The sequence below is a fragment of the Streptomyces sp. NPDC048197 genome, assembly GCF_043202395.1.
Classification (GTDB): Bacteria; Actinomycetota; Actinomycetes; order Streptomycetales; family Streptomycetaceae; genus Streptomyces; species Streptomyces siderophoricus.
In genome coordinates, this window is sequence record NZ_JBIDAJ010000002.1 from 99,667 (window position 1) to 126,414 (window position 26,748).

A 26,748-nucleotide genomic window follows, 5' to 3' on the forward strand; every position below is an offset into this window, starting at 1 on the left:
CACGGCGGCCACTCTCCGTAGCGTCGGGGACGTCGGAAATCCCGTCTCCCGGAGGCTCAGGTCATGAGCGGCCTGCTCAACATCGTGGCGATCGTCGCGGCTGTCGTGTTCGTGTGCATCAAGCAGTTCAGCGCCCAGCGGATCACGTCCGAGGGCAGGAAGTGGTGGCTGATCCCCGCCGTCCTGGCGTTCCTGGCGCTGCGCGAGCCCGGCCTTCTGGACCCCGCGCACCGGACCGTCTCCGCCGTCCTGCTGGCCGTGGGGCTCCTGATAGGGCTGGCCTGCGGCGCGGGCTGGGCCTGGACGACGCGCATCTGGACGGACGCGGACGGGGTGGTCTGGACCAAGGGGAGTTGGGCCGCGGCCGGAGTCTGGCTCTGCGCCATGGTGCTGCGCGGCGGCCTGATGGCCCTCGCCGCGGTCCTGGGCGTCCATCAGGGCAGCCCGGCGATCATGCTCTCGGTCGCCGTGATGCTGCTGGCCCGGAGCGGGGTCACCACCTGGCGGGCCCAGAGCGTCCAGCGGACGTACGGTGTCCCTGTCGCCGGCTGAGGCCCCGGCGCGCCCCGTATCGCCGTCCACCGATCGAGGACCGTACGTGCTGCCCCCTTCCTTGACGAACTGGCCCCTACGGGAGGCGCTGTCGCGTGAAGGCATGAGCGGCGCCCGGTTGTGGATCGGCCGGTCGGTGCGCGTCCTGGTCGTCGCGGGGCTGACGTGGTCCACCGTGGCCGGGCCGCACTTCCGGGGCTGGGCACTGGTGGCGGCGCTCGCGGGGGTCGCCGCCACGCTCCTGGTGTTCCGCGCCTTCTTCCGTGTGACGCGCGAGCGCCTTCTCCTGCCGTCCGTCGGCCTGTTGTTCGTCCTGGAGGCCGCGGCCTTCGGCTTCTCCTTCGCCGGCGCCCGGACGCCGGCGATCGTCCTGTGGTGCGCCTGCGCCATCATCGCGATGGAGCGGCTGCCGTTGGCCGCCGGCGTGCTGTGTTCGTCGGCCGCGCTCGCCGCGTACGCCGTGATGAACACCGACGGCTGGCTGACGACCATCACGACCACCGCGGGCCTGGCCCTCGCCGGCTACGTCGTCCGCCTGGACGCCGAGGCGCGCGGCAATGCCCAGCAGCTGCTGGCCCAGGAACGGGCGGCCCGCAAGGCCGAGGCGGAGTCGGCGGCACTCGCCGAACGGGGGCGGATCGCGCGGGAGATCCACGACGTCCTTGCCCACAGCCTCAGCGCCCAGTTGGTGCATCTGGAGGCGGTGCGGCAGCTGATCCAGCGCAGTCCCGACCTGGAGGCGGACCGCGGACAGCTCCTGGAGCGGGTCGTGGCGTGCCGGGGCATGGCCCGGGAAGGGCTTGACGGCACCCGTGAGGCGCTTTCCGCCCTCCGCGGGGACCTGATCCCGGTCGAGGACTTCCTGCGCCGCCTGACGGCCGCTGAGGGCGCTCGGCTGGACGTGACGGGTGCGCCCCGCGCGCTGCCGGCCGAGGCGGGCCTCGCGGTCCGCCGGGTCGCCCAGGAGGCGCTCACGAACGTCCGCAAGCACGCCCCGGGGGCGCGGGTGAGCGTGCGGCTGGACTACGGGGCGGACGACGTGGGGCTCGAGGTGCGGGACGACGGGGGGCGCGGGCGGGCCCCGGAGCTCTCCGCACTCTCGGCGAGCGGTTCCGGGTACGGTCTGCTCGGGATGCGGGAGCGCGCCGAACTCCTTGGCGGAACGCTGGAGTCCGGCCCTGATGAGGAGGGTTTCGTGGTGCGGTTGCGGGTGCCCGCATGACGGCACGTACGGTGACGCGGGTCGTGGTGGCCGATGACCAGACGGTGGTGCGCGAGGGAATCGTGATGCTGCTGGGGCTGCTGCCGGGCATTGAGGTCGTCGGTTCGGCGGCGGACGGCGAAGAGGCGGTCCAACTGGTCGCCCGGTCCGCCCCGGACGTCGTCCTGATGGACCTGCGCATGCCCCGTTGCGACGGGGTCGAGGCCACCCGCCGGATCCGCGCGGAGCACCCTGGCACCCAGGTCGTGGTGCTCACCACCTACGCCGACGACGACTCGCTCTTCCCCGCCCTGCAGGCCGGCGCCCGCGGCTATTTGACCAAGGACGCGGACGGTGACGAGATCGTGCGCGCCATCGACGACGTGCTCTCCGGAGAGGCCGGACTGGCCCCGAAGATCCAGCGCCGCCTCCTGGAGCGCTTCACCGAGCCCGCACGCACCGTGCCGCAGCCGCCGCCGGAGCCCCCGGACGGGCTGACCGCGCGCGAGGTGGAGGTACTGCGGCTGGTCGCCGAGGGGTTGTCGAACCCGGAGATCGCCCGCACCCTGCATGTCTCCACGGCGACCGTGAAGACCCACATCAACAACCTCTTCGCCAAGGCGGGGCTGCGCGACCGGGCCCAGGCCATCCACTACGCCTACCGCCAGGGGCTCGCACAGCCGCCCGGGTAGTTCCCGGTGGTCCATCACCTGATGGGGTGAAGGGGCGGCAAGCGAGCGTCCGGGATCTTCCTTTCTGTCCACCCTTGGGCGGCACGGACAACCAACCCGTGCACCAAGGAGAGTTCGGTGGACAAGCAGGACGGCCGCTCGGCCGGTGAGCCCGGGGCCGTACGGCTCGACGACCCCTGGTACGACGCCCTCGCCCCCGGCTGGGCAGAACCGGCCGGTGCGGCGGACGCGGCGGCCCATGAAGGGGATGCCAAGGAGCCGCTGACCGGGGGAGGGCCACGGGACAGCGCGATTCCCCCGGACGAGATCTATTTGGCGGTGCACCGGAGTGGGGCGTTCCAGGAGGTGCGCCGTCGCTACCGGAGCTTCGTCGTCCCCGCCACCCTTGCCTTCCTGGTCTGGTACCTCGCCTATGTGGTGGCGGCGATCGCCGCACCGGGTCTCATGGCCCGTCAGCTCGTCGGTGCCTTCAACGTCGCGATGGCCGCCGGGCTCGGCCAGTTCGCCACAACGTTTCTGCTCGCCTGGGCCTACATGCGGCACGCCCGGCTCCGACGGGACCGCGCGGCACTGGAGATCCGCTGGGAAACCCAGGAACTGACCGGGGGGAACGCGCGGTGACCGGCGGCCACGAGACCCTCGGCCTGACTCTGGTCAGCGCCTTCATCGCGCTCACTCTGGCGATCACCCTCTGGGCGGGACGCCGCAGGCGTGGCTCCGCGGAGGAGTTCTACGCCGGCGGGAGGCTCTTCTCGCCCATGGAGAATGGTTTCGCCATCGCGGGGGACTACATGTCCGCCGCGTCCTTCCTCGGCATCACCGGGCTGATCGCCCTCTTCGGCTACGACGGTCTGCTGTACTCGGTCGGCTTCCTCGTCGCCTGGCTGCTCGTGCTCTTCCTGGTGGCCGAACTCGTACGGAACTGCGGGCGGTTCACCCTCGCCGACGTCGTCGCCGCGCGGATGCGGGAACGCCCCGTGCGGATCGCGGTCGGCGCGGCGTCCGTCACCGTGTCCGTGCTCTATCTGGTGGCGCAGATGGTCGGTGCCGGCAGCCTGGTGGCCCTGCTGCTCGGTGGCGCCGGACCGCAGGCCCGTACCTGGATGGTGATCGGCGTGGGCGCCCTGATGGTGGTCTACGTCGCCTTCGGCGGCATGCGGGCCACCACCTGGATCCAGGTGGTCAAAGCGGTGCTCCTCCTGGGCGGTGCCGTGGCGCTGACCGTCCTGGTGGTGATCCGCTTTCACGGGGACCTCGGTGCGCTGCTGAACACCGCCGCCGAACGCAGCGGCCACGGACGGGCGTTCCTCGCACCGGGTCTCAAATACGGCGGTGGCTGGACCGCGCGGCTGGACTTCCTCAGCCTCGGACTGGCACTCGTCCTGGGGACGGCGGGGCTGCCGCACATCCTGTCGCGGTTCTACACCGTGCCCACGGCGCGGGCCGCCCGTCGTTCCGTCGGCTGGTCCATCGGGCTGATCGGCGGCTTCTACCTGATGACCGTCGTGCTCGGCTTCGGAGCCGCCGCCGTGGTGGGCAGCGATGCGGTCCGGGCCTCCAACCCGGCGGGCAACACCGCCGTTCCGCTGCTCGCCGTCGACCTGGGAGGCGGGGCGGGCTCCACCGGAGGAACGGTGCTCTTCGCCGTGGTGGCCGCGGTCGCCTTCGCCACCATCCTGGCCGTGGTCGCCGGCATCACCCTCGCCTCGTCGGCCTCCGTGGCCCACGACCTGTATGCCTCGCTGCGCCGCCCGCGCGGCACGGTACGGGACGCACAGCGCCGCGAGGTGGCCGTGGCACGCCTCGCCGCGGTCGCGGTCGGAGCCGTCGCCATCGCACTGGCGCTGCTCGCCCAGGACCTGAACATCGCCTTCCTGGTGGGCCTGGCCTTCGCGGTCGCCGCCTCGGCCAATGTGCCGGCCCTGCTCTACGCCCTGTTCTGGCGCCGCTTCACGACGCGGGGTGCGGTCTGGTCCGTCTATGGCGGGCTGGTCCCCGCGCTCACCCTGGTGGTGCTCTCACCCGTGGTCTCCGGAGGCCCGGAATCTCTCTTCCCCCACCTGGACTTCGCCGTCTTCCCGCTGTCCAACCCGGGGGCGGTCTCGATCCCGTTGGGCTTCCTGATGGGCTGGCTGGGAACGCTGCTCTCCCCGGAGGCCGCCGATCCGGCCCGGCACGCGGAGGCGGAGGTGCGGGCGCTCACGGGTGCGGGCGCGGTCTAGCTTCGGCCGCGGGTCAGACCCACTCGTAGCGGTGTTCCGGGCGGCCCGTCTCGCCGTACCGGAGGGTGAGGCGGACCCGGCCGGCGCGTTCCAGGAGCTTCAGATAGCGCTGGGCGGTCTGCCGGCTCAGTCCGGCCCGCTGGGCGACGTCCTGGGCCGAGAGCGGGGCGTCCGCGGAGCGCAGCACCGAGCGCACACGGTCGGCGGTGGCGGTGGAGTGCCCCTTGGGCAGCTCGGCGGGGCCGGCGTTGGCGGCGCCCAACGCGCCGAAGAGCCGGTCCACTTCGGACTGCTCGGCCTGTCCGCCGCCGGCGAAGGTGCGGTGCAGTGCCGCGTAGCCCTCCAGCTTGGAGCGCAGGCCCGCGAAGGTGAACGGCTTGACCAGGTACTGGAGCGCGCCGTGCCGCATCGCGGCCTGTACGGTCGCGATGTCGCGGGCCGCCGTCACCATGATTACGTCGGTGAACAGGCCGCGGCGCCGTAGTTCGCCGACCAGTTGGAGGCCGGTCCGGTCGGGCAGGTAATGGTCCAGCAGGATCAGCTCCACGGGGTGCGTCTCCAGGGCGGCCAGGGCCTCCGCCGCCGTATGTGCGACGCAACTGACCCGGAAACCCTGCACCTTGGCGACATAGGCGGCGTTGATCCGTGCGACCTGCGCATCGTCGTCCACGACCAGTACGTCGATCATCGGCCGGCCTCCGTGGCGTCCGCGGCGCGGTGCGCGCCCTGGGGGGCGCCGGCTGCCCCGGCCGGCTCCTCGGAGAGCGCGTCGGGGACCGTGACGGTGAACACGGCGCCGCCTCCTGGGCGTTCCTCCACCACGGCGCCACCCCCGTAGCGCTCGGCGAGCCGGCGGACCAGCGCGAGTCCGATGCCGCGCTGACCGTGGGCGGGCGGCTCCTTGGTGCTCCAGCCCTCGGTGAAGATCTCGGTCCGCCGCTCCTCGGGGACGCCCGGCCCGTTGTCGGCGACACGCACGACGGCGGTCCGTCCCTCGGCCCGCACCTCCACCTCCACCTGGGCGTCCGGCGCACCGGCAGTGGCGTCCAGGGCGTTGTCGACGAGGTTGCCGAGGACGGTGACCAGGCTGTGCGGGTCGATCAGGCGGTCGGGCAGCCGGGTGCCGGACGCGATGCGCAGGGACACGCCCCGTTCGGTGGCGACGGTGGCCTTGCCCACCAGGAGGGCTGCCAGCAGCGGATCGTGGATGCGCTCGGTGACCTGCTCCGCGGTGGCCCGGTGGACACCCACGGCGCGGGTCACGAACTCCACGGCCTCCTCGTGCAGCCCCAGTTCGAGCAGGCCGAGGAGGGTGTGCAGCCGGTTGGCGTGCTCGTGGTCCTGGGCCCGGAGGGCGTCGATGAGACCGCGGGTGCCGTCGAGTTCGCGGCCCAGCCGCTCCAGCTCCGTGCGGTCGCGCAGGGTGACCACCGCCCCGCCGTCGTCGGTCGGCATACGGTTCGCCACCAGCACCCGGTGCCCGCTGACCGCCAGCAGGTCGGCGCCCGAGACGCGGCCGGCCAGCACATCGGTGGTCCGGCCCGGGGGAAGGGCGGCGTCCAGGGGGTGGCCGGTGTGCTCGGCACGCAGATCGAGGAGGCGCTGCGCCTCGTCGTTCATCAGGCGGATCCGACCCTGTCCGTCGAGCGCGAGGAAGCCTTCCCGGATGCCGTGCAGCATCGCCTCTCGCTCGGCGAGCAGTGCGGAGATGTCGGAGAAGGCCAGGTCATGAGTGCGGCGCTGGAGACGGCGGGAGACCAGATAGGCGGCCAGCGCGCCGACCGCGAGCGCGCCGCCCGCGTACGCGAGCAGTTGGGGCACGGTGGACAGCAGCCGCTCGCGCACGCTCTCGTACGCGATGCCGACCGAGACCGCGCCGACGACCTTGCCGTTCTCGTCCCGCAGCGGGACCTTGCCGCGCGCGGAGCGGCCGAGGGTGCCCTCGTCGATCTGCATGACCTCACGGCCGGAGAGCGCGGCGCTGGGATCGGTGGAGACGTGGCGCCCGATCTCGTCCGGATCGGTGTGGGACCAGCGCACCCCGCGCTTGTCCATGATCACGACGTATTCGGCTCCGGTGGCCGCGCGGATGCGTTCCGCCTCGTTCTGGACCGGACCGTGGCGGCTCGGGCGGGACGCCTCCAGCGCGTCGTCGAGGCGCGGTTCGGCGGCGGTGGTCTGCGCGATCGCGAGCGCCCGGCGCATCGCCTGATCGTCCAGCTGGGCGCTGAGCGGGGCGAGGAACAGGCCGGTCGCCAGGCCGGTGACCCCCGTGGCGATGGCCAGCTGCATCAGCAGTACCTGGGAGAAGACACGCCGGGGCCAGCCCAGCCGGGGGCGCGTCAGGCGCGGTCCGGTCGTGGTGCGTGCCGAGGCCGTGCCGCTCGGGCCGGTCGCTTTGCGCGGGATGGCGGGGCCGGCGGGAAAAGGTGCGGGACCCGAGGGCTCTGCGGCGCTCGGGCGCGGAACCGACGCTTCCTTCTCGCCCATACGCACGAACAGTAAGCGGGCCGACCGCCGGGCCGGTAATCCCTGCGGCAAGGAATTCGGAGGGTGTCCGGTTGGCCACGCGCGGCGCGCCGGCCGGGCCGCGACGGGAGCGGCGGAACGGCCTGTGGACGGGGAGGGGCGGGTTCTGAGGAGTTATCCACAGGCCTTTCGGTCGCGGAGCCTGAGCGCTTACTCTCGCAGAGTCGTCACAGAGCGTGACGTGGCGGTGGTCAGTGTCGCCACGGCCCATGTCGAGTCAGTGAGGCCGTGAAGCCGTGAAGGAGTCACGCCAGATCTGCGGCGGTGAGCGAGGTGACCACCATCCGCGCCGGAGGAAGGAGGGGTGCGCCGCAGCTGGCGGGCGCGGGAGCGCCGTCGGTGCGCTGTTCGACGGTCACCTGCCAGGCCCGGCCGTCCGTGTGCGCGACCGTGACGGCCCAGGCCGGCCCCGCACTGCCGGCAGACGTGGTGGCGGGTACGGACGGAAGGGCCTCGACCCGTGCGACGTCGAGGGCGTCCGCGCGGTCCTCACGGATCCGGGCACGGACCGCGAGGTCGGCCGCCTGGGCGGGGCGGTCCCAGGCCGAACGGCCACGGCAGTGGTCCAAGGAGATCCGTCCGCTGCGCGCCGCCTCCACGGCGGACTTGACCAGATGCGCCGAGGCACGGCCGTAGGCGTAACCGTGAGGAAGGAGAAAAAGGGTGGGGGAGAAGCGATGGCCGCCCAGGTGGGTGACCTCCCAGGTATCGATTCCCTCGGCGGCGAGTTCCGCGGCCAGCGGTCGTCCGAGAAGGGCGCAGCAACGGTCCCGCTTGCCGTTGGTGCAGACGAGGGCCAGCGGGTCGCCGGAATGCGGTTCCCAGATGCCTTGGTGTTCGCCCGCGCCGAGGGCGGCGAAGTCCAGCTCGAGGGCGGCGCCGGGATCGGTGACGGTGGTCGTGCGGAGCCAGGAGCGCCCCGGCGCGGTGTGCGCGAGGAAGAGCCGGCGGCGGGAGACGCCGTGGCGGTCGGCGTGGCGGCCCGGCCGCCGGATCAGGGCGATGCGTACGCCGGTCCCGTCCGCCGCGGCGTTCAGGGCCCGGCCGAGTCCTGGGTCGAGGTGGCTGTCCGTGAGCGCCTTGGCTCCCCAGGGGCCGGTCTGCTCGATGAGCAGCCAGGTGCGGGCGGTGGCCGAGGTCCCGGCGAGCGGTTCGGCCGCGTTGTGGGAGGCGGTGGCGCAGGTACTCACGAAGGCGAGCCTAACCTCATGGTGCAGACGCCAGGCACGCCGGACCGCTCGCTCGCCCGCGCGGGAGGACCGGGGGAGGCGAAAGGGCTTCGCGCCATGGCGGCAACGCGGGTCCGTTCATGGATCGCCGGCGGGGGCAAGGCCGGCCACTCGCTCCCCGTCGCGGGAGGAACGCCCGGTCGCCCAGGACCGCTCAGGGCGGATGAGTGAGGTGGCTCGGGGTCGCTCAAGGTGGATGAGTGAGGTGGCTTCGTGGCGCTCGGGGTGGATGAGTGAGGTGACTCGGCGGCGCCCACGGCGGACGCGCAAGATGGCTCAGGTCTGCTTACGACTGGTGCGCACGACCGCTGGTGCCGGTTCATGGTGGACGCGCAAGGTGGCTTGGGCCCGGTCACGGAAGCGGCAGTGGCTGCGGAGGTCGTGGGCCGTGGTACTGGCCGCTGGGGCGCATGCGCAGGGGGCGCTCGTCGAATTCTTCCAGGGCGTGCGCGATCCAGCCGGCTGTGCGTGCGAGGGCGAAGACCGTTTCGCCCGCCTCGGGCGGCATGCCCGCCGCGACGGTCAGCACGGCGAGTGCCAGGTCGACGTTGGCGTGCAGCTCCGTGTGGCGGGCGGTGGTGGTGACGACCTCGCGGGCGGCCTGGAGGGCGGGGGCGGCCTGCGGTACGTCCGCCAGCAGCCGGAAGAGGACGCCGGCGCGCGGGTCCTCACCCGGGTAGAGGCGGTGGCCCAGGCCCGGCACCCGGCGTCCGGCCCGCAGGTGATCGGCCACCACGGCGGCCGCGCTGCCCCGGTCCAGGACCTCCAGCAGCGTCCGGTGCGCCAGCCCGCTCGCGGCGCCGTGCAGCGGACCGTCCAGCGCCCCCAGGCCCGCCGAGACGATCGCGTACGGATGGGCGCGGGCGGAGGCCGCGACCCGGACCGCGAGCGTGGAGGCGGCCAGGTCGTGGTCGATGAGCAGGACCAGCGCGGCGTCCAGGACGCGCAGCGATGCGGGGTCGGCAGGCTCCGCGGTCAGCCGGGACCAGAGCCGGGGTGCGAGCGGTCCGGTGGCGGAGGGTTCTTCGCCGAGGGCCGGGAGGGCGTCGACGAGGGTCGGGATGAGGCTCCGGGCGGTGCCGAGGACGGCGTCCTCGGAGAGGTCGAACCGCAGCGGGTCGGCGGCCGCGGCGGCGATCACCGCGACCCGCAGCTGGTCCATGGGCCCGCTGTGCGGCGGCAGCGCCCGTACGGCGCGGCGGGCCGCGGTCCGGGCGTCCTGCGGGGCGGTGAAGCGGATGCCGCGGCGCAGTACGCCGGTCCACAGCCACTCCGCGACCTCCTCGTAGCTGTAGTGGGCGGCGAGCTCCGCGGTGTCCACGCCACGGAAGTAGCAGTGGTCGTGGTCGATCAGGGTGATGCCGGTGCGGATCCCCAACTCGGCGCCGGCGGCGGACGGTTCGCGGCGGCCGCTGCGGCGGGCCAGCGCGTCGACCTCCTTCGGGTCGAAGGTGCTGCCGCGGCTGCCCGGTTCCCGGTGGCTGGTCAGCTGACCGCGGCTGACGTACGCATAGACCGTCTCCGGCTTCACGCCGAGCCGGTCGGCCGCCTCCCGTGTGCTCAGCCGTCGCTCGCCGGTGTCCTGCGCCGTGTCGTGATCCGCCATGGGATCACCGTATCCAGCCAGTCCGTACCCGGACTCATCCATGTCCAGGACCCTCCCGCATTGACGGTTACATTGATTCAATCAATATTGACGAGTATTGAGTCAAGCATAGATAGTCGAATCAATATTTGGGGAGGAAGAGCGAGGAGAGCTATCATGCCGATCGCCGAGGCGAACGCACCCATCGAGGTACCCCGCGGACTCGCGGGCGTCATCGTCACCGAGACCCAACTCGGCGACGTCCGAGGGCGCGAGGGCTTTTACCACTACCGCCAGTACTCCGCCGTCGAGCTGGCTCGGACCCGCACGTTCGAGGACGTCTGGTACCTGATGTTCCACGGCGCGCTGCCCGACGCGGCCCAACTGGCGGCCTTCAGGGCCGAGACTGCCGCACTGCGCCCGCTGCCCGCGGCGGTACGCGACGCACTGCCCGCCCTGGCCCGCGCCGGTGCGCTCGCGGGCCCGCTCGCCGGGCTGCGCACCGCGCTCTCGCTGCTCGGCGCGAGCGCCGGTTTCCGGCCGCTGTACGACATCGACGCGGACCGCCGGCGGGCCGACGCACTCGCCACCGTCGCCGCCGTACCGACCCTGCTCACGGCGTTGCACCGGCTCGGCCAGGGGCAACAGCCCGTGGAGCCGCGACCGGATCTGGGGCACGCCGCCAACTACCTCTACATGCTCACCGGCGAGGAACCGGATCCCCGCCGGGTCCGGGCGATAGAGGCCTATCTGATCTCCACGATCGACCACGGCTTCAACGCCTCGACGTTCACCGCCCGGGTCATCACCTCCACCGGGGCCGACCTCGCGGCCTGCCTCGTCGGAGCCATCGGCGCGCTCTCCGGCCCGCTGCACGGCGGGGCGCCCAGCCGGGCACTGGACACGCTCGACGCGATCGGCACGCCGGACCGGATCGACTCGTGGATCCGCGAACGGGTCCTGCGCGGCGAACGGATCATGGGGTTCGGCCATCCCGTCTACCGCACGGAGGACCCGCGCTCACGGATGCTGCGGGGGATCGCCGAGGAGTTCGGCGGGCCGCTGGTGGAGTTCGCCGTCCAGGTGGAGTCACGCGTTGAGGCACTCCTGGCCGAGCTCAAGCCGGGCCGGGAGCTGCACATCAACGTGGAGTTCTACGCGGGCGTCGTCATGGAGCTGTGCGGACTGCCGCGCGAGATGTTCACGCCCACCTTCTGCGCGGCCCGGGTCGTCGGCTGGAGCGCCAACGTTTTGGAGCAGGCGGAGGATTCGAAGATCATCCGGCCGGCTGCCCGGTACGTCGGCCCGCCCCCGCCGCAGCCGCTGCCGGAGGTGGTGCTCAGCTAGTCAGCACCACGAGTAGTCAGCATCACGAGGTTCTGGGCGGCGGTGGGAGGTCGGCGGCATGAGGTCGATGTTGCAGGCCGAGGCCGGCACGGGGCGGGCGGTGCCGGACATTGGCACCGGGCCCGCACTGCGCCTCGGCGCCGGCCCCCGACACCCTGCCTCGGCACCGGCACCGGCACCGGCACCCGACACCCTGCCTCGGCGCGGGTCCCGGCATGGAGCTCGGTCTCGGACCCGGCACCGATCCTCGGCAAGGTGCCTCGGTACCGGGCCGAGGTGGCCGGCCGAGGTGCCGGGCTGAGGTGGCGGGACGAGGTGCTGCGCCACGGCGCCGCGACCCGGCGCCGGAACAGGGCGCCAGCCTGGTGCCGGACCGTAGCGCCCAACCAGGCCAACGAGCCTGACCAGGCCAGCGAGCTTGACCGAGACAACGAGCCTGACCGGGCCAATGACCTTGACCAAGCGATGAGCCTGAGCGGGCCCATGACCTTGTTCAAGCCGATGCGCCTGACCAGGTCCCGGCCGGGCGTCGGCCGGTTGGCCCCGCCCTGCCCCCTGCCCCCTGCACCGGACGAGGCGCTCGGGCCGAGCGGCGTATGGCAGTTCCGTTAGGATCGACGGCTCGTCCGCCGCCGGGCCGTGCCGCCCGCCACCCGCACCATGGAGGCGCCTTCTGGCCACGCAACAGATCCCGGTCGTCGTGCTCGCGGGGTTCCTCGGTTCGGGCAAGACGACACTGCTCAATCATCTGCTCCGGGCCGGCGACGGGACCCGTATCGGAGCGATCGTCAATGACTTCGGCAGCATCGAGATCGACGCCATGACCGTCGCCGGGCAGGTGGACTCGATGGTCTCGCTCGGCAACGGCTGTCTGTGCTGTGCGGTCGACACCAGCGAACTGGACACGTATCTGGAGCGGCTGGCCCGTCCCTCCGCCCGTATCGACGTGATCGTCATCGAGGCGAGCGGGCTGGCCGAGCCGCAGGAACTCATCCGGATGATCCTCGCCAGCGACAACGACCGGATCGTCTACGGGGGACTGATCGAGGTCGTGGACGCCGCTGAGTTCGAGTCCACGCGGGCCCGCCATCCCGAGCTGGACCGGCACGTCGGCATCGCCGACATCGTGGTGCTCAACAAGGCCGACCGGATCGACGATGCGGCGCGCCGGGAGCTCCGGGACACCCTCGCGGACCTGGCGCCCGGGCGGCCGGTGATCTGTACGGCGTACGGACGGGTCGACCCCGAGCTGTTCTTCGACCGCGGGGTGGGCGAGGACCACGACGCGGCCGTGCGCCAGTTGTCCTTCGAGGACCTGCTGCGCGAGGCCGCGGCCAACGACGCCCGCCCTCAGAACCTCCGTGAGCCCGGCCACCACGGCCCCAACGTCCGCTCGGAGAACGGCCGTTGCGATCACGACGACCAAGACGACCGCGACCACGACGACGGCCACCACGACCCCGACAGCCTCTGCGGCCACGACGGCTGTGGAGCGCACAGTGCCCACGACCACTCCGGCCACCTCCATGCCGCCTACCAGAGCGTGGAGTTCAGCTCGGCGGAGCCGATGCACCCGCGTCGGCTCATGGACTTCCTCGACAGCCGGCCGGCCGGGCTCTACCGCATCAAGGGCTTCGTCCACTTCGACGTTCCCGAGAACCGGCAGAAGTTCACCGTGCATGCCGTTGGTGACTTCCTGCGCTTCTATCCGGAGCCCTGGCCGAGGGGTGAGGAGCGGAGCACTCAGCTGGTCCTGATCGGCAGTGGCGTCGACGCCCCGGCGCTCCGCAAGGAGCTGGAAAACTGCCGGGAGACCGGGCCGTCAGAGGCCGATGTGAACAGCATGTGGGGCGTGCTGCGGTACGTGGCCTCCCGCGAGGGAGATGAGTCGTAAGTCGCGTTCCCCGACACGTCAGAAGTCGCGTTCCCCGACACGTCAGGGGACGAATGGACGAGCAGGGGAAACAGGGGAAACAGGGGAAACAGGGGAAACAGGGGAAATACGTAACGCCGTCGGGCCGGCTACGCACCGGCCCGACGGCGTCCACTTCCTCTCGGCCAACGGCGCCTACACCGGTCCCGCCAGTGCCGCCACCGGCTTCGTCAGGCCCACTCCCGAGCCGTCGCGGCGCGGGTCCGGTTCCGGCAGGGGCACCGGCGCGCCCTTGGCGTCCGCGGCTCGCACCGGCGCCGGTCCGGCCCATGCCTGGATCAGGCAGTCCTCGCCCTTCAGGAACCGCTGGCAGCGCACCCCACCGGTCGCCCGGCCCTTGCGCGGGTACTGGTCGAACGGTGTGATCTTGGCCGTGGCGACCGAGTCGTCCAGGGTGCCGTGCGAGCCGGCGACGGTGAAGACCATGGCGTCGGCCGCCGGGTCGACCGCCGAGAACGAGAGCACCTTCGCGCCCTCGCCCAGCTTGACCCCGGCCATACCGCCCGCGGGCCGGCCCTGCGGCCGTACCTGCGACGCCGGGTAGCGCAGCAACTGCGCCTCGGTGGTGATGAAGACCAGGTCCTCCTCACCGGTGCGCAGCTCGGCCGCGCCCACGATGCGGTCGCCCTCCTTGAGGGTGATGACCTCCAACTCCTCCTTGTGGGCCGGGTAGTCGGGCACCACCCGCTTGACCACGCCCTGTTCCGTACCGAGAGCCAGGCCCGGCGAGGACTCGTCCAGGGTGGTGAGGCAGACCAGGTCCTCGCCGTCCTGGAGGGTCAGGAACTCCGAGAGCGGTGCACCGCCTGCGAGGCTCGGCGCCGCCGCGGTCTCCGGGAGCTGCGGCAGATCGATCACCGAGAGCCGCAGCAGCCGGCCCAGGGACGTCACCACGCCCACCTCGCCGCGGGTCGTCGCCGGCACCGCCGAGACGATCACGTCGTGCTTGACCCGCTTGGCGTCCACGTCGAACGGCACCTCGCCGGTGACCGTACGCGCCAGCAGGCCCGTCGAGGACAGCAGCACCCGGCACGGGTCGTCGGCGACCTCCAGCGGCACCGCGCCGACCGTGGTGCCCGCCGACTCCAGCAGGACCGTGCGCCGGTCCGTGCCGTACTTCTTGGCGACCGCGGCCAGCTCGCCGGAGACCAGCTTGCGCAGCTCGGCGTCCGACTCCAGGATCCGGGTCAGCTTCTCGATCTCCTCCTGCAGCCGGTCCCGCTCCGACTCCAGCTCGATCCGGTCGAACTTGGTCAGCCGGCGCAGCGGGGTGTCGAGGATGTACTGGGTCTGGACGTCGCTCAGCGAGAAGCGCTCGATCAGCCGCTCCTTGGCCTGCGCGCTGTTCTCGCTGGAGCGGATCAGGCGGATCACCTCGTCGATGTCCACCAGGGCCGTCAGCAGGCCCTCGACCAGGTGCAGCCGGTCGCGGCGCTTGCTGCGGCGGAACTCGCTGCGGCGGCGCACGACCTCGAAGCGGTGGTCGACGTAGACCTCCAGCAGTTCCTTCAGGCCCAGCGTCAGCGGCTGGCCGTCCACCAGCGCGACGTTGTTGATGCCGAAGGACTCCTCCATCGGCGTCAGCTTGTAGAGCTGCTCCAGGACGGCTTCGGGGTTGAAGCCGTTCTTGACCTCGATCACCAGACGGAGGCCGTGCTCACGGTCGGTGAGGTCCTTGACGTCCGCGATGCCCTGGAGCTTCTTCGAGCCGACCAGGTCCTTGATCTTGGAGATGACCTTTTCCGGGCCGACGGTGAAGGGGAGTTCGGTGACGACCAGGCCCTTGCGGCGCGCGGTGACGTTCTCCACCGTGACCGTGGCACGGATCTTGAACGTGCCGCGGCCCTTCTCGTAGGCGTCCCGGACGCCGCTCAGACCCACGATCCGGCCGCCGGTCGGCAGGTCCGGGCCCGGCACGAAGCGCATCAGGGTGTCGAGGTCGGCGTTCGGGTGCTTGATCAGATGGCGGGCCGCGGCGATGACCTCGCCGAGGTTGTGCGGCGGCATGTTCGTCGCCATACCGACGGCGATGCCGGAGGTGCCGTTGACGAGGAGGTTCGGATACGCGGCGGGGAGGGCGACCGGCTCCTGCTCCTGGCCGTCGTAGTTGGGCGAGAAGTCGACGGTGTCCTCGTCGATCGACTCGGTCATCAGGGACGTCGCGGACGCCATCCGGCATTCCGTGTACCGCATCGCTGCCGGCGGGTCGTCGTTGCCCAGCGAGCCGAAGTTGCCGTGGCCGTCGACCAGCGGCAGCCGCATCGAGAACGGCTGCGCCATGCGGACCAGCGCGTCGTAGATGGACGCGTCGCCGTGCGGGTGGAGCTTACCCATCACCTCGCCGACGACCCGGGCGCACTTCACATAGCCGCGGTCGGGGCGCAGGCCCATCTCGTTCATCTGGTAGAGGATGCGGCGGTGCACGGGCTTGAGGCCGTCGCGGGCGTCCGGCAGGGCGCGCGAGTAGATGACCGAATACGCGTACTCGAGGAAGGAACCCTGCATCTCGTCGACGACGTCGATGTCGAGGATCCTCTCCTCGAAGTCGTCCGGCGGCGGGGTCTTCGTGCTGCGGCGGGCCATCGCGGCTGCGGCTCCTTCTGCTGCGTCTACTGCCGAGGTCGGGGACGGCGCCGGGGCGTCGTCGGTCAATCAGCCGGGTCGATCAGCTGGGGGATCAACCGGCGAGTATCTCTGAGTCTGACGCGGACCATTGTGGACCGCCCCACTGACAACGCCGACCGCGACTCCCCCTTCCGCCCCTGCGACGGCCTGGTGGCGGCCCCCACGACGGCCCGGCGGCCGCCCGGTGACGGGCTTCTGCGCGGGTCCTCGTTCGGGGGCGGTCCTGCGGGAACTTCGCCAGATGCCGACGCGGTTGCATACAGTGACAGAACTTCCTCGCAAGCGATCGAAGGGACGTACATGCCCATGGGTCACACGGCCACAGAACAAGCCGGCTCCGGCGGCCTGACAGCGACCGAGCACCGGCTGGCCAACGGCCTGCGCGTGGTGCTCTCCGAAGACCACCTGACCCCGGTCGCAGCGGTCTGCCTCTGGTACGACGTCGGCTCCCGCCACGAGGTCAAGGGCCGTACGGGCCTGGCTCACCTCTTCGAGCACCTGATGTTCCAGGGTTCCGCGCAGGTGAAGGGGAACGGCCACTTCGAGCTGGTGCAGGGCGCAGGCGGTTCGCTCAACGGCACCACGAGCTTCGAGCGCACCAACTACTTCGAGACCATGCCCGCCCACGAGCTGGAGCTGGCGCTCTGGCTGGAGGCGGACCGCATGGGTTCGCTGCTGACCGCGCTCGACGAGGAGTCCCTGGAGAACCAGCGCGACGTCGTCAAGAACGAACGCCGCCAGCGCTACGACAACGTCCCCTACGGCACGGCCTTCGAGAAGCTGACGGCCATGGCGTACCCCGAGGGCCACCCGTACCACCACACCCCCATCGGGTCGATGGCCGATCTGGACGCCGCCTCCCTGGAGGACGCCCGGGCGTTCTTCCGTACGTACTACGCGCCCAACAACGCCGTCCTGTCGGTCGTCGGCGACATCGACCCGGCCCGGACGCTGGCCTGGATCGAGAAGTACTTCGGCTCGATCCCCTCCCACGACGGCAAGCAGCCGCCCCGGGACGGCACCCTGCCCGACGTGGTCGGCAGCGAGCTGCGCGAGGTCGTCGAGGAGGAGGTGCCCTCCCGTGCCCTGATGGCGGCCTACCGCCTGCCGCACGACGGCACCCGTGAGGCGGACGCCGCCGACCTCGCGCTGACCGTCCTGGGCGGCGGCGAGTCCTCCCGCCTGTACAACCGGCTGGTGCGCCGCGACCGCAGCGCCGTCGCCGCCGGCTTCGGTCTGCTGCGGCTGGCCGGTGCGCCCTCCCTGGGCTGGCTGGACGTGAAGACGTCCGCCGGGGTGGAGGTGCCCGCCATCGAGCGGGCGGTCGACGAGGAGCTGGCGCGGTTCGCCGCCGAGGGGCCCACCCCGGAGGAGATGGAACGGGCGCAGGCCCAGCTGGAGCGCGAGTGGCTGGACCGCCTGGCGACGGTCAGCGGCCGCGCCGACGAACTGTGCCGCTTCGCCGTCCTGTTCGGCGACCCGCAGCTCGCGCTCACCGCCGTACAGCGGGTCCTGGACATCACCCCCGAGGAGGTGCAGGCGGTCGCCAAGGCCCGGCTGCGCCCCGACAACCGCGCGGTGCTCGTCTACGAGCCCACCGAGCCGGCCGGCAACGGCACCGAGGAAGGGGAGACGGAGCAGTGAGCGACGCCACCCGCCAGGATTCCGCAGGGAGCACCATGCAGTTCCACCCGCAGCCCCAGAGCGGCGCGCCCAAGCCGTGGGCCTTCCCGGCCCCCGAGCGCAGCCAACTGCCCAACGGCCTCACCCTCCTGACCAGCCACCGCCCCGGCCAGCAGGTCGTCGCGGTCGAGATCAACCTCGTCGCGCCGCTGGACGCCGAGCCCGAGGGCCTGGACGGTGTCGCCACGATCATGGCGCGCGCCCTGTCCGAGGGCACCGACAAATACGACGCGGAGGGCTTCGCCGCCGAGCTGGAGCGCTGCGGCGCCACGCTGGACGCGCACGCCGACCACCCCGGCGTACGCGTCTCCCTGGAGGTCCCGGCGTCCCGGCTGACCCGCGCGCTCGGCCTGCTCGCCGACGCGCTGCGCGCCCCCGCCTTCCCCGAGAGCGAGATCGAGCGGCTGGTCCGCAACCGCCTCGACGAGATCCCGCACGAGCTCGCCAACCCGGCCCGGCGCGCGGCGATGGCGCTCTCCAAGGAGCTGTTCCCGGCCACCGCGCGGATCTCCCGCCCCCGCCAGGGCACCGAGGAGACCGTCGCGCGGGTCGACGCCGCGGCCGTGCGCGCCTTCTACGACGCGCACGTCCGGCCCGCCACGGCCACCGCCGTGATCGTCGGTGACTTCACCGACATCGACCTGGCCGCGGCGCTCGCCGACACCCTCGGCGCCTGGACCGGTTCGACCGCCGAGCCGGTCAGGGCCACCCCGATCGCCGCGGACGACACCGGCCGCGTGGTGATCGTGGACCGCCCCGGCGCGGTCCAGACGCAGCTGCTCCTCGGCCGGATCGGCGCCGACCGGCACGACCGCGTGTGGCCGGCCCAGGTGCTCGGCACGTACTGCCTGGGCGGCACCCTCACCTCCCGGCTGGACCGCGTGCTGCGCGAGGAGAAGGGCTACACCTACGGGGTGCGTGCCTTCGGCCAGGTATTGCGCTCCACGGCTCCCACGTCCCCCGAGGGCGCCACCGGCGCGGCGTTGCTCGCCATCAGCGGCTCGGTGGACACCGCCTCCACCGGGCCCGCGCTGGAGGACCTCTGGAAGGTGCTGCGGACCCTCGCGGCAGAGGGGCTGACGGACGAGGAGCGGGACGTCGCGGTGCAGAACCTCGTCGGGGTGGCGCCGCTCAAGTACGAGACCGCGGCGGCCGTTGCGGGCACCCTCGCCGACCAGGTGGAGCAGCAGCTCCCGGACGACTATCAGGCGCAGTTGTACCTCCGGCTCGCGGAGACCGGCACGGTCGAGGCGACCGCCGCCGCCGTCAATGCCTTCCCGGTGGACCGCCTGGTGACCGTCCTGGTGGGCGACGCCGCGCAGATCACCGAGCCCGTCAAGGCGCTGGGCATCGGAGAGGTGACGGTCGTCAGCGGCTAGCCGTCTCTTGGCGCATGACGATGCGTCATGTCTTCACCGGCTCCCGTGGTGTTCGCTCACCACGGGAGCCGTTGCATGTCCGTGCGAGTCGGCCGGAGTCCGGCCGGAGCCCGTCGGTGTCCGCCGTATGTCCGGTTTGTGAGGGCTCGTTGAGCCGGAACTTGTGGCATCCCGCACAAAATCGCGGTTCCGTTTGGCTCCGCAAAGTGGCCCCGATTAGCGTCGGTCCGGCTGTTCGTCACAACTCCGCCACAACAGTGGCACCGGACAGTCATCGCCGAGTCCCCCTACGGCGCGAGCCAGGGGAGCCGGGGACCCACGTCCCTGGGGTGAATCGGGCCCCTCTCCGGAGGAGCCCGTAGGAGACCTTCCTGCTCCGAACCCGTCAGCTAACCCGGTAGGCGAGAGGGAAGGAAAGGACAAGCCAGCACATGGCGTTCACCCGTGCCACCGGGAAGCACCGCAGGGCCAGCCGCAGCGCCCGGACGACCCGCAACCTCGCCGGCATAGCCACCCTCGCCACCTCCGGCGTCGTCGGAACCCTGGCTTCGCCGGCGCTGGCCGCCACCGACGCGGCCCGCACCCAGGACACCGGTCTCACCCAGGCCGTCGTGCTCGGTGACGAACTCGCCCACCGCCTGGAGGTCCAGGCCGACGCCCAGCAGGCCGCCGCCGAGGTCGCCGCCGTGAAGGCGAAGGCCGAGGCCGAGGCCAAGAAGCGCGCGGCGGAGGCCGAGCGGCACGCCGAGGCGGCCAGGAAGAAGGCAAAGGCGGAGCGCGAGGCCAAGGAGCGGGCCGCCCGGGACGCCGAGCGCAAGCGCCTGAACGCCTTCGTCGCCCCCGTCGCGGGCTCCTACGTCTCCACCGGCTACCAGGCCTCCAGCAGCCTGTGGTCGTCCGGCAGTCACACCGGCATCGACTTCCACGCCGCCACCGGGACCTCCGTGCACGCGGTCGGCGCGGGCACCGTCGTCGAGGCCGGCTGGGGCGGCGCGTACGGCAACAACATCGTGATCAAGATGCACGACGGCACGTACACCCAGTACGGCCACCTGTCGTCGATCGGCGTCTCGGTCGGCCAGACCGTCACCCCCGGCCAGCAGATCGGCCTCTCCGGGGCCACCGGCAACGTCACCGGCCCGCATCTGCACTTCGAGGCCCGCACCGGCCCGGACTACGGCTCCGACATCGACCCGATCGCGTATCTGCGGTCGCACGGCGTCAACGTCTGAGCCGGCGTCCGACCGGTCCGCCCCACACCCTCGGCGCACGCCTCCACATGCCCCGCGCCGGCTGGCCAAAAAATATCGCCGAATACGCGGAGTCCGTCGGAAAAGCCGCGCCGGTCGAATAGAGTCTCGGAAAAGCCGCCGACCGGCGGCGTTTTCCGGGGATTACGGCGGAGGCACGATCGATGCGAGGCCATATTTCCGCGCATGCGGTGTGCACGGCGATTCGCGAGGACATCGTCTCCGGTGCACTGGCGCCGGGGAGCCGGCTGATCGAGGAGATCCTGGCGGCCCGCTACGGCGTCTCCAGAGTGCCGGTCCGCGAAGCGCTGCGCACCCTGCAGTCGGAGGGCTTCGTCACCACCCGCCACCACGCGGGCGCCTGCGTCGCCGAGCCCACCGAGCAGGAGGCCGCCGACCTGCTCGACATCCGCGCCCTGCTGGAGCCGCTGGGCGCGGCCCGCGCGGCCGCCCGGCGCACCCCCGCCCATCTGAAGGTGCTGCGCGGACTGGTACGGCTGGGCCGCGAGCGGGCCCGCCACGGCAGCCCCGCCGACCTGCGCCAACTCGACGGCTGGTTCCACGAGACGCTGGCCCAGGCGGCCGGCAGCCCCAGCCTGACCGCGCTGCTGACCCAGCTGCGCCGCAAGATCGAGTGGATGTATGCGACGGAGCCGACGCCGCGGGCCGGTGAGGCCTGGGACGACCACGGCGCGGTGCTGGACGCGGTGGCCCGGGGCGACGCGGAACGGGCCCGCGCCCTGATGGCGGCGCACATCGAGCGGTCGCTCCCGGTGTACCGGCTGCGGCGCCTCGCCGCACCCGACGTGAGCGATACGAAACGGCCCGTCAACACAGCGCGCGCCCGTTCTTAACAAGCGGGCCGTATACAAAGGGGTACGCGTTTTCCGGGGCGGCGATGGTTTCCGCCTTTGATTACTGGTTTCGGCACGTGCCTGCTTTCCGGCGCGTATACGACACCGCAGGCTTTCCGGTGCATGCCTTTCCCTCGCGTACTGGCCGCCCCGATCCATGAGAATTCCGTGGCGGTCGGCACGGCATTTGCGTGGCCGAGGGCACGGTATTTCCCAGGACCGGCCTTTCGCCGGAACGACGTTTCCCCGGACGGCCTTTCCCCGGACGGCATTTCTCCGGCACGCAGAACGGCCCCGCCGCGGCACCTTTTCAGGTCACCGTGGCGGGGCCGCCGTACGAAGGGGCGTCCCGGGGGACTCAGACCGTCTCGGGGAGCTCTTCGAGACCCTCGGCGACCAGCTTGGCCAGGCGGTCGAGCGCCACCTCGGCGCCCTCGGCGTCCGAGGCCAGCACGATCTCCTCGCCGCCCTGGGCGCCCAGGCCCAGGACCGCGAGCATGGAGGCCGCGTTGACCGGGTTGCCATCGGCCTTGGCGATCGTCATCGGGACGCCGGCGGCAGTGGCCGCCCGGACGAAGATCGATGCGGGGCGGGCGTGCAGGCCCTCGGCCCAACCGACATTGACGCGGCGCTCAGCCATGGTGTTGCCCTTCAAAGTCGTGACTGTTGTCTAGACCATTCTCTCACGCTGCCGGGACTGCTCCCAGCCCCCGACCCCGAGATTACGCGCGCCGGGCCGGTTGTCGGTGGCCGGTCGTACGCTGTCCGCATGCAGAAGCCGCCGGACCACGCATACCCGACCCACTGGGAAGCCGACGTGGTGCTGCGCGACGGCGGCACGGCGCGGATCCGCCCCATCACCCCCGACGACGCCGAGCGGCTGGTCTCCTTCTACGAGCAGGTCTCGGACGAGTCCAAGTACTACCGCTTCTTCGCGCCCTACCCGCGCCTGTCCGACCGCGATGTGCACCGCTTCACCCACCACGACTACGTCGACCGGGTCGGGCTCGCGGCCACGGTCGGCGGCGAGTTCATCGCCACCGTCCGCTACGACCGGATCAACGACCAGGGGCTGCCCGCCAAGAGCCCCGAGGACGACCAGGCCGAGGTCGCCTTCCTGGTGCAGGACGCCCATCAGGGGCGCGGAGTGGCCTCCGCCCTGCTGGAGCACGTCGCGGCCGTCGCCCGCGAGCGCGGCATCCGGCGGTTCGCCGCGGAGGTGCTGCCCGCCAACACCAAGATGATCAAAGTCTTCACGGACGCCGGGTACACCCAGAAGCGCACCTTCGAAGACGGCGTGGTGCGGCTTGAGTTCGACCTCGAACCGACCGAGCAGTCCATGGCCGTGATGCGCAGCCGCGAGCAGCGCGCCGAGGCCCGCTCGGTCCAGCGGCTGCTCGCCCCCGGCTCGGTCGCCGTCATCGGCACCGGCCGCGCCCCCGGCGGCATCGGCCGCACGGCCCTGCGCCACATCCTCGACGCCGGCTTCACCGGCCGGCTGCACGCGGTCAACCACGCCTTCCCCGACGACCTGCGGCGGCTCGACCCCGAAGGCGTGCCGGCGGTCCGCGCGCTCCGGGAGATCCCCGACCCGGTCGACCTCGCGGTCATCGCCGTCCCTGCGGAGCGCGTCCCCGAAGTGATCCGCGACTGCGGCGAACACCGCGTGCAGGGCGTGCTGATCCTCTCCTCCGGTTACGCCGAGGCGGGCCCCGAGGGCAGGGAACGGCAGCGCGCGGTGCTCCACCAGGCCCGCTCGTACGGCATGCGGCTCATCGGGCCGAACGCCTTCGGCCTGATCAACACCTCCGCCGACGTCCGGCTGAACGCCTCCCTCGCCCCGCAGATGCCCGGCGCCGGCCACATCGGCCTGTTCACCCAGTCCGGCGCTATCGGCATCGCCCTGCTCAGCGGACTGCACGCCCGCGGCCCCGGGGACGGCGGGATCGCCGGCATCTCCGCCTTCGTCTCGGCCGGCAACCGCGCCGACGTCTCCGGCAACGACCTCCTCCAGTACTGGTACGAGGACCCGGACACCGACGTCGTGATCCTCTACCTGGAGACCATCGGCAACCCCCGCAAGTTCGCCCGGCTGGCCCGGCGCACCGCCGCCGTCAAGCCGGTCGTGGTCGCCCGCGGCGCCCGGCACAACGGCACCGCCCCGCCCGGCCACGCCGTGCCCACCGTCCGCGTCCCCGACAGCACGGTCGCCGCCCTGATGCGCCAGGCCGGGGTGATCCGGGTCGACACCGTCACCGAGCTGATCGACGCCGGGCTGCTGCTGGCCTCCCAGCCGCTGCCGGCCGGCCCGCGCATCGCCATCCTCGGCAACTCCGAGTCCCTCGCCCTGCTCGCCTACGACGCCTGTCTGACCGAGCGGCTGCGGCCGTTGCGCCCCCGGGTGCTGCCCTCCGCCGCGACACCGGACGACTTCCGCGCCGCGCTCGACGAGACGCTCGCCGGCCACGGCTGCGACGCGGTGATCGTCACGGCCATTCCCTGGGTGACGGAGGAGGCCGGCGCCTCCCCGGGCGCGAGCGAGGGCACCGCGCTCGCCGCGGCCCTGCGCACGGCCGCCGCGGCCCACCCGGAGAAGCCGGTCACGGTCGTCCACCTCGCCATGGACGCCCTGGCCGAGACCCTCGCCGCCCCACCGCCTCTCCCGGACCCGGTGCCCCCGGCGGCGGACCGGCCCGCCCCGACGAGCGCCGCAGAACCCGACCCGCCGGCCACGACCGCCCCCACCGCACCGACGACGGCAGCCCCGGCCCCGCCACCCCGGCCCCCGTACCCGCCCGCCCGTCCGCCCTTCCCCCCGGGCCCGCCGCCGGGATCCCGCCCCGCACTCCGGACGCCCCCGGCCCCCACCACCGAGGCCGCCGCCCCGCCCCGTCGCCGTCCCGCCCCGCTGCGCATCCCCGCCTACCCCGCCGCCGAGCGGGCCGTACGGGCGCTCGCCGAGGCGGTCCGCTACGCCGCCTGGCGCCGGGAGGCGGCCGACCCCGGCCGGGTCCCCGAGTACGACGACATCCAGGAGGTCGCGGCCGGTGCCGACATCGAGCGGCTCCTCGACCGGCTCGCCGCCGATGTCCCCAGCGGCCGCTCGGTACGGGTGCCGGACGACGCCGCCGCGGCCCTGCTCGCCCGCTACGGCATCCACACCCGCCCCGTGCTCCCCGCCCCCGACCCCGACGCGGCCGTGCGCGCCGCCGAGCGCCTCGGCTACCCGGTGGCCCTCAAGACCACCGCGCCCCACCTGCGGCACCGCGCCGACCTCGGCGGAGTCCGGCTGGACATCGCCGGTGAGGCCGAACTCCGCCGCGTCTACGCCGAATTGACCGATTTCCTCGGCTCGCCCGAAGAGCTCCGGCCGGTCGTCCAGTCCATGGTGCCGCGCGGTGTCGACACGGTCATCCGTGCCGCCATCGACCCGGCCGCCGGCGCCGTGCTCTCCTTCGGCCTGGCCGGCGCCCCCTCCCAGCTGCTCGGCGACGTCGCCCACCGCCTCATCCCCGCCACCGACCGTGAGGTCGCCGAGCAGATCCGCTCGATCCGCGCCGCCCCGCTGCTCTTCGGCTGGCGCGGCTCCCAGCCGGTGGACACCGCCGCCCTCGCCGAGCTGCTGCTCCGGGTCTCCCGGCTCGTCGACGACCACCCCGAGGTGGTCGGGGTGGAGCTCGAACCGGTCGTCGTCGCCCCCCGCGGCCTGTCCGTCCTGGACGCCGCCGTCCGCCTGGCCCGGCCGCCGGCCACCACCGACCTGGGCCCCCGCCGCCTGCCCGCCTACTGAGCCGCCTGGACCGCACGGACCCCGCCCCCACGGGGGCCGTGGTGCCCGCCGAGCCCCGTAGGATGGACCCCATGGCTAAGACCGGTACGACGACCCAGGGGCTGCGCGCGGCGATCGAGCGCAGTGGCTATTACCCGACGCTCGTGGCCGAGGCGGTGCAGGCCGCGGTCGGTGGTGAGCCGGTGGTGTCGTACCTCGTCCACCAGGAGACGACCTTCGACGCCAACGAGGTCCGCCGCCACGTCACCGTCCTCGTCCTGACCGGCACCCGCTTCATCGTCAGCCACACCGACGAGCAGGCCGCCGACGCCACCTCCCCCTCGCCGTACGCCACCACCTCCACCGAGTCCGTCAAGCTCGGCCGGATCTCCTCCGTGGTGCTCAGCCGCGTGGTCGCCAACCCGGAGTCGTACACCCCCGGCCAGCTGCCCCGTGAGGTCGTGCTCACCATCGGGTGGGGTGCGGTGGCCCGGCTGGATCTGGAGCCCGCCGCCTGCGGCGACCCCAACTGCGAGGCGGACCACGGCTACACCGGCTCCTCCACCGCCGATGACCTCTCGCTGCGGGTCAGCGAGGCCGGCGACGGCCCCGACTCGGTGCGTGAGACGCTCGCCTTCGCCCAGGCGCTCTCCGAGGCCACCGCGGCCACCACCACTCCCCGCTGATGGTCGACGTCGTCCCCGCCTGGCCGGAACCCGAACCGCTCGACCCGCTGGCCGCGCCGGTCCCGCAGTACGGCACCGGCTCGCTCGCCGATCTGCTGCCCACCATCGCCGCCGGCCTCGGCATGGCCGAGCTCGCCACCGGCATGGACCTCGCACCCGCCGACCGGGCCTGCGTCTTCCTGATCGACGGCCTCGGCTGGGACCTGCTCCGCGCGCACCCGGAGGAGGCCCCGTTCCTCACCTCCCTCCTTGGGTCGTCGTTCAACGGCAGCGGCCGTCCGCTCACCGCCGGCTTCCCCTCGACCACCGCGACCTCGCTCGCCTCGGTGGGCACGGGCCTGCCGCCCGGCGCCCACGGCCTGCCCGGCTACACCTGCCAGGACCCGGCCACCGGTGAGCTGATGAACCAGCTGCGCTGGTACCCGTGGACCGACCCGTACGCCTGGCAGCCGTACCCGACGGTCTTCCAGCTCGCGGACGCCGCGGGCATCCACACCTGCCAGGTCTCCGCGCCGGACTTCCAGCACACCCCGCTGACCAAGATCGCGCTCAGCGGCGGCAGCTTCCACGGCCGGCTCTCCGGCGAGGAGCGGATGGACCTGGCCGCCGAGCAGCTGGCCGCCGCCGACCGCTCGCTGGTCTACACGTACTACTCCGAGGTCGACGGCAAGGGCCACCGCTACGGCGTCAACTCCGACGCCTGGCGCGGGCAGTTGATGTACGTCGACCGGCTGGCCCAGCGGCTGGCCGAGCAACTGCCGCCGCGCAGCGCGCTCTACATCACCGCCGACCACGGCATGATCGACATCCCGTTCGGCCCGGAGTCCCGGATCGATTTCGACGAGGACTGGGAACTCCGCGCCGGTGTCCGCCTGTTGGGCGGCGAGGGCCGGGCCCGGCACGTCTACGCCCATCCGGGCGCGGCCGCCGATGTGCTCGCCGTGTGGCGCGAGGTGGTCGGCGACCAGATGTGGGTCGCGAGCCGCGAAGAGGCCATCGCCGCCGGGTGGTTCGGGCCGTACGTCGACGACCGGGTGCGCGACCGGATCGGCGACGTGGTCGCGGCCGCCCACGCCGACATGGTGATCATCGCGACCGAACGGGAGCCCCGCGAGTCGGAGATGGTCGGGATGCACGGTTCGATGACCTCCATGGAGCAGCTGGTACCGCTCCTGGAAGTCCGCACCTGACCGCACCCCGCCCGAGACCCCG

Annotated in this window: 20 protein-coding genes and 1 riboswitch; of the genes, 14 read left to right on the forward strand and 6 right to left on the reverse strand. The window is 72.5% G+C overall.

The genetic code is table 11. From position 1 onward, the window contains the following. Window positions 1–63 precede the first annotated feature (63 nt). The 5 genes from ACGF4C_RS03625 (at window position 64) to ACGF4C_RS03645 (ending at window position 4,667) form a co-directional block, all read left to right on the forward strand. A complete protein-coding gene (locus ACGF4C_RS03625; RefSeq protein ID WP_393562949.1) occupies window positions 64–552 on the forward strand; it encodes a DUF1453 domain-containing protein in 489 nt (162 codons plus the stop codon). 103 nt (window positions 553–655) lie between these two features. Further along, on the forward strand, window positions 656–1,774 hold the full coding sequence (locus tag ACGF4C_RS03630; protein ID WP_393562951.1) for a sensor histidine kinase: 1,119 nt from the start codon (window positions 656–658) through the stop codon (window positions 1,772–1,774). Further along, complete coding sequence (locus ACGF4C_RS03635) at window positions 1,771–2,445, forward strand: response regulator (protein WP_393562953.1); 675 nt, start codon at window positions 1,771–1,773, stop codon at window positions 2,443–2,445. The genes ACGF4C_RS03630 and ACGF4C_RS03635 overlap by 4 nt, the downstream gene beginning before the upstream one ends. Before the next feature lie 117 nt (window positions 2,446–2,562). Continuing rightward, window positions 2,563–3,066: a DUF485 domain-containing protein gene (locus tag ACGF4C_RS03640; RefSeq protein ID WP_393562955.1), complete on the forward strand. Its 504-nt coding sequence runs from the start codon at window positions 2,563–2,565 to the stop codon at window positions 3,064–3,066. Then, on the forward strand, window positions 3,063–4,667 hold the full coding sequence (locus ACGF4C_RS03645; RefSeq protein WP_393562957.1) for a cation acetate symporter: 1,605 nt from the start codon (window positions 3,063–3,065) through the stop codon (window positions 4,665–4,667). Before ACGF4C_RS03640 ends, ACGF4C_RS03645 begins: the two co-directional genes overlap by 4 nt. A gap of 13 nt (window positions 4,668–4,680) precedes the next feature. Here the strand turns inward: ACGF4C_RS03645 and ACGF4C_RS03650 are convergent, their stop codons facing one another. From ACGF4C_RS03650 to ACGF4C_RS03665, 4 genes are all read right to left on the reverse strand, one after another. Next, window positions 4,681–5,355 carry a response regulator gene (locus tag ACGF4C_RS03650; RefSeq protein ID WP_393562958.1) on the reverse strand — a complete coding sequence of 225 codons (675 nt, stop codon included), beginning with the start codon at window positions 5,353–5,355 and terminating at the stop codon, window positions 4,681–4,683. Next, window positions 5,352–6,959 (reverse strand): ATP-binding protein, encoded by a 1,608-nt coding sequence (locus tag ACGF4C_RS03655; protein ID WP_393562960.1) that lies wholly within the window; start codon window positions 6,957–6,959, stop codon window positions 5,352–5,354. The genes ACGF4C_RS03650 and ACGF4C_RS03655 overlap by 4 nt, the downstream gene beginning before the upstream one ends. Window positions 6,960–7,441: 482 nt before the next feature. Next, window positions 7,442–8,386 carry a sucrase ferredoxin gene (locus ACGF4C_RS03660; protein WP_393562961.1) on the reverse strand — a complete coding sequence of 315 codons (945 nt, stop codon included), beginning with the start codon at window positions 8,384–8,386 and terminating at the stop codon, window positions 7,442–7,444. A gap of 391 nt (window positions 8,387–8,777) precedes the next feature. Continuing rightward, window positions 8,778–10,031, reverse strand: coding sequence for a citrate/2-methylcitrate synthase (locus ACGF4C_RS03665; RefSeq protein ID WP_393562962.1), 1,254 nt, complete (start codon window positions 10,029–10,031; stop codon window positions 8,778–8,780). A 156-nt stretch (window positions 10,032–10,187) separates the two neighbouring features. Between ACGF4C_RS03665 and ACGF4C_RS03670 the strand changes: the two genes are divergently transcribed. Together ACGF4C_RS03670 and ACGF4C_RS03675 are read left to right on the forward strand one after the other, a co-directional pair. Beyond that, window positions 10,188–11,357, forward strand: coding sequence for a citrate synthase/methylcitrate synthase (locus tag ACGF4C_RS03670; protein WP_393562964.1), 1,170 nt, complete (start codon window positions 10,188–10,190; stop codon window positions 11,355–11,357). Window positions 11,358–12,030: 673 nt separating this feature from the next. Then, on the forward strand, window positions 12,031–13,251 hold the full coding sequence (locus ACGF4C_RS03675) for a CobW family GTP-binding protein (protein WP_393563437.1): 1,221 nt from the start codon (window positions 12,031–12,033) through the stop codon (window positions 13,249–13,251). 174 nt (window positions 13,252–13,425) lie between these two features. Here ACGF4C_RS03675 and ACGF4C_RS03680 read toward each other — a convergent pair whose 3' ends face one another. Then, the gene (locus ACGF4C_RS03680; protein ID WP_393562965.1) at window positions 13,426–15,873 is read right to left on the reverse strand and encodes a DNA topoisomerase (ATP-hydrolyzing) subunit A; all 2,448 of its coding nucleotides are present in this window, start codon (window positions 15,871–15,873) and stop codon (window positions 13,426–13,428) included. A 348-nt stretch (window positions 15,874–16,221) separates the two neighbouring features. On the opposite strand from ACGF4C_RS03680, the gene ACGF4C_RS03685 reads away from it, so the two are divergent. The 4 genes from ACGF4C_RS03685 (at window position 16,222) to ACGF4C_RS03700 (ending at window position 21,081) form a co-directional block, all read left to right on the forward strand. Further along, window positions 16,222–17,559, forward strand: a complete 1,338-nt coding sequence (locus ACGF4C_RS03685; protein WP_362137160.1) for a pitrilysin family protein — start codon at window positions 16,222–16,224, stop codon at window positions 17,557–17,559. 35 nt (window positions 17,560–17,594) lie between these two features. Then, complete coding sequence (locus ACGF4C_RS03690; RefSeq protein ID WP_393563439.1) at window positions 17,595–18,977, forward strand: M16 family metallopeptidase; 1,383 nt, start codon at window positions 17,595–17,597, stop codon at window positions 18,975–18,977. A gap of 265 nt (window positions 18,978–19,242) precedes the next feature. After that, window positions 19,243–19,396: riboswitch (cyclic di-AMP (ydaO/yuaA leader) on the forward strand. A 12-nt stretch (window positions 19,397–19,408) separates the two neighbouring features. Further along, window positions 19,409–20,209 (forward strand): M23 family metallopeptidase, encoded by an 801-nt coding sequence (locus ACGF4C_RS03695; protein WP_393562966.1) that lies wholly within the window; start codon window positions 19,409–19,411, stop codon window positions 20,207–20,209. A gap of 182 nt (window positions 20,210–20,391) precedes the next feature. Then, complete coding sequence (locus tag ACGF4C_RS03700; RefSeq protein ID WP_362137082.1) at window positions 20,392–21,081, forward strand: GntR family transcriptional regulator; 690 nt, start codon at window positions 20,392–20,394, stop codon at window positions 21,079–21,081. Window positions 21,082–21,439: 358 nt separating this feature from the next. Here ACGF4C_RS03700 and ACGF4C_RS03705 read toward each other — a convergent pair whose 3' ends face one another. Beyond that, on the reverse strand, window positions 21,440–21,721 hold the full coding sequence (locus tag ACGF4C_RS03705) for an HPr family phosphocarrier protein (RefSeq protein ID WP_030412862.1): 282 nt from the start codon (window positions 21,719–21,721) through the stop codon (window positions 21,440–21,442). A 129-nt stretch (window positions 21,722–21,850) separates the two neighbouring features. Here ACGF4C_RS03705 and ACGF4C_RS03710 point away from each other — a divergent pair, with 129 nt between their 5' ends. The 3 genes from ACGF4C_RS03710 (at window position 21,851) to ACGF4C_RS03720 (ending at window position 26,726) form a co-directional block, all read left to right on the forward strand. Then, entirely contained in the window at window positions 21,851–24,871 is a 3,021-nt protein-coding gene (locus ACGF4C_RS03710; protein ID WP_393562969.1) for a GNAT family N-acetyltransferase, read from the forward strand. Between the two features lie 71 nt (window positions 24,872–24,942). Next, the gene (locus ACGF4C_RS03715; protein WP_030417303.1) at window positions 24,943–25,536 is read left to right on the forward strand and encodes a DUF5998 family protein; all 594 of its coding nucleotides are present in this window, start codon (window positions 24,943–24,945) and stop codon (window positions 25,534–25,536) included. Next, window positions 25,536–26,726, forward strand: coding sequence for an alkaline phosphatase family protein (locus ACGF4C_RS03720; RefSeq protein ID WP_393562971.1), 1,191 nt, complete (start codon window positions 25,536–25,538; stop codon window positions 26,724–26,726). Before ACGF4C_RS03715 ends, ACGF4C_RS03720 begins: the two co-directional genes overlap by 1 nt. Window positions 26,727–26,748 lie beyond the last annotated feature (22 nt).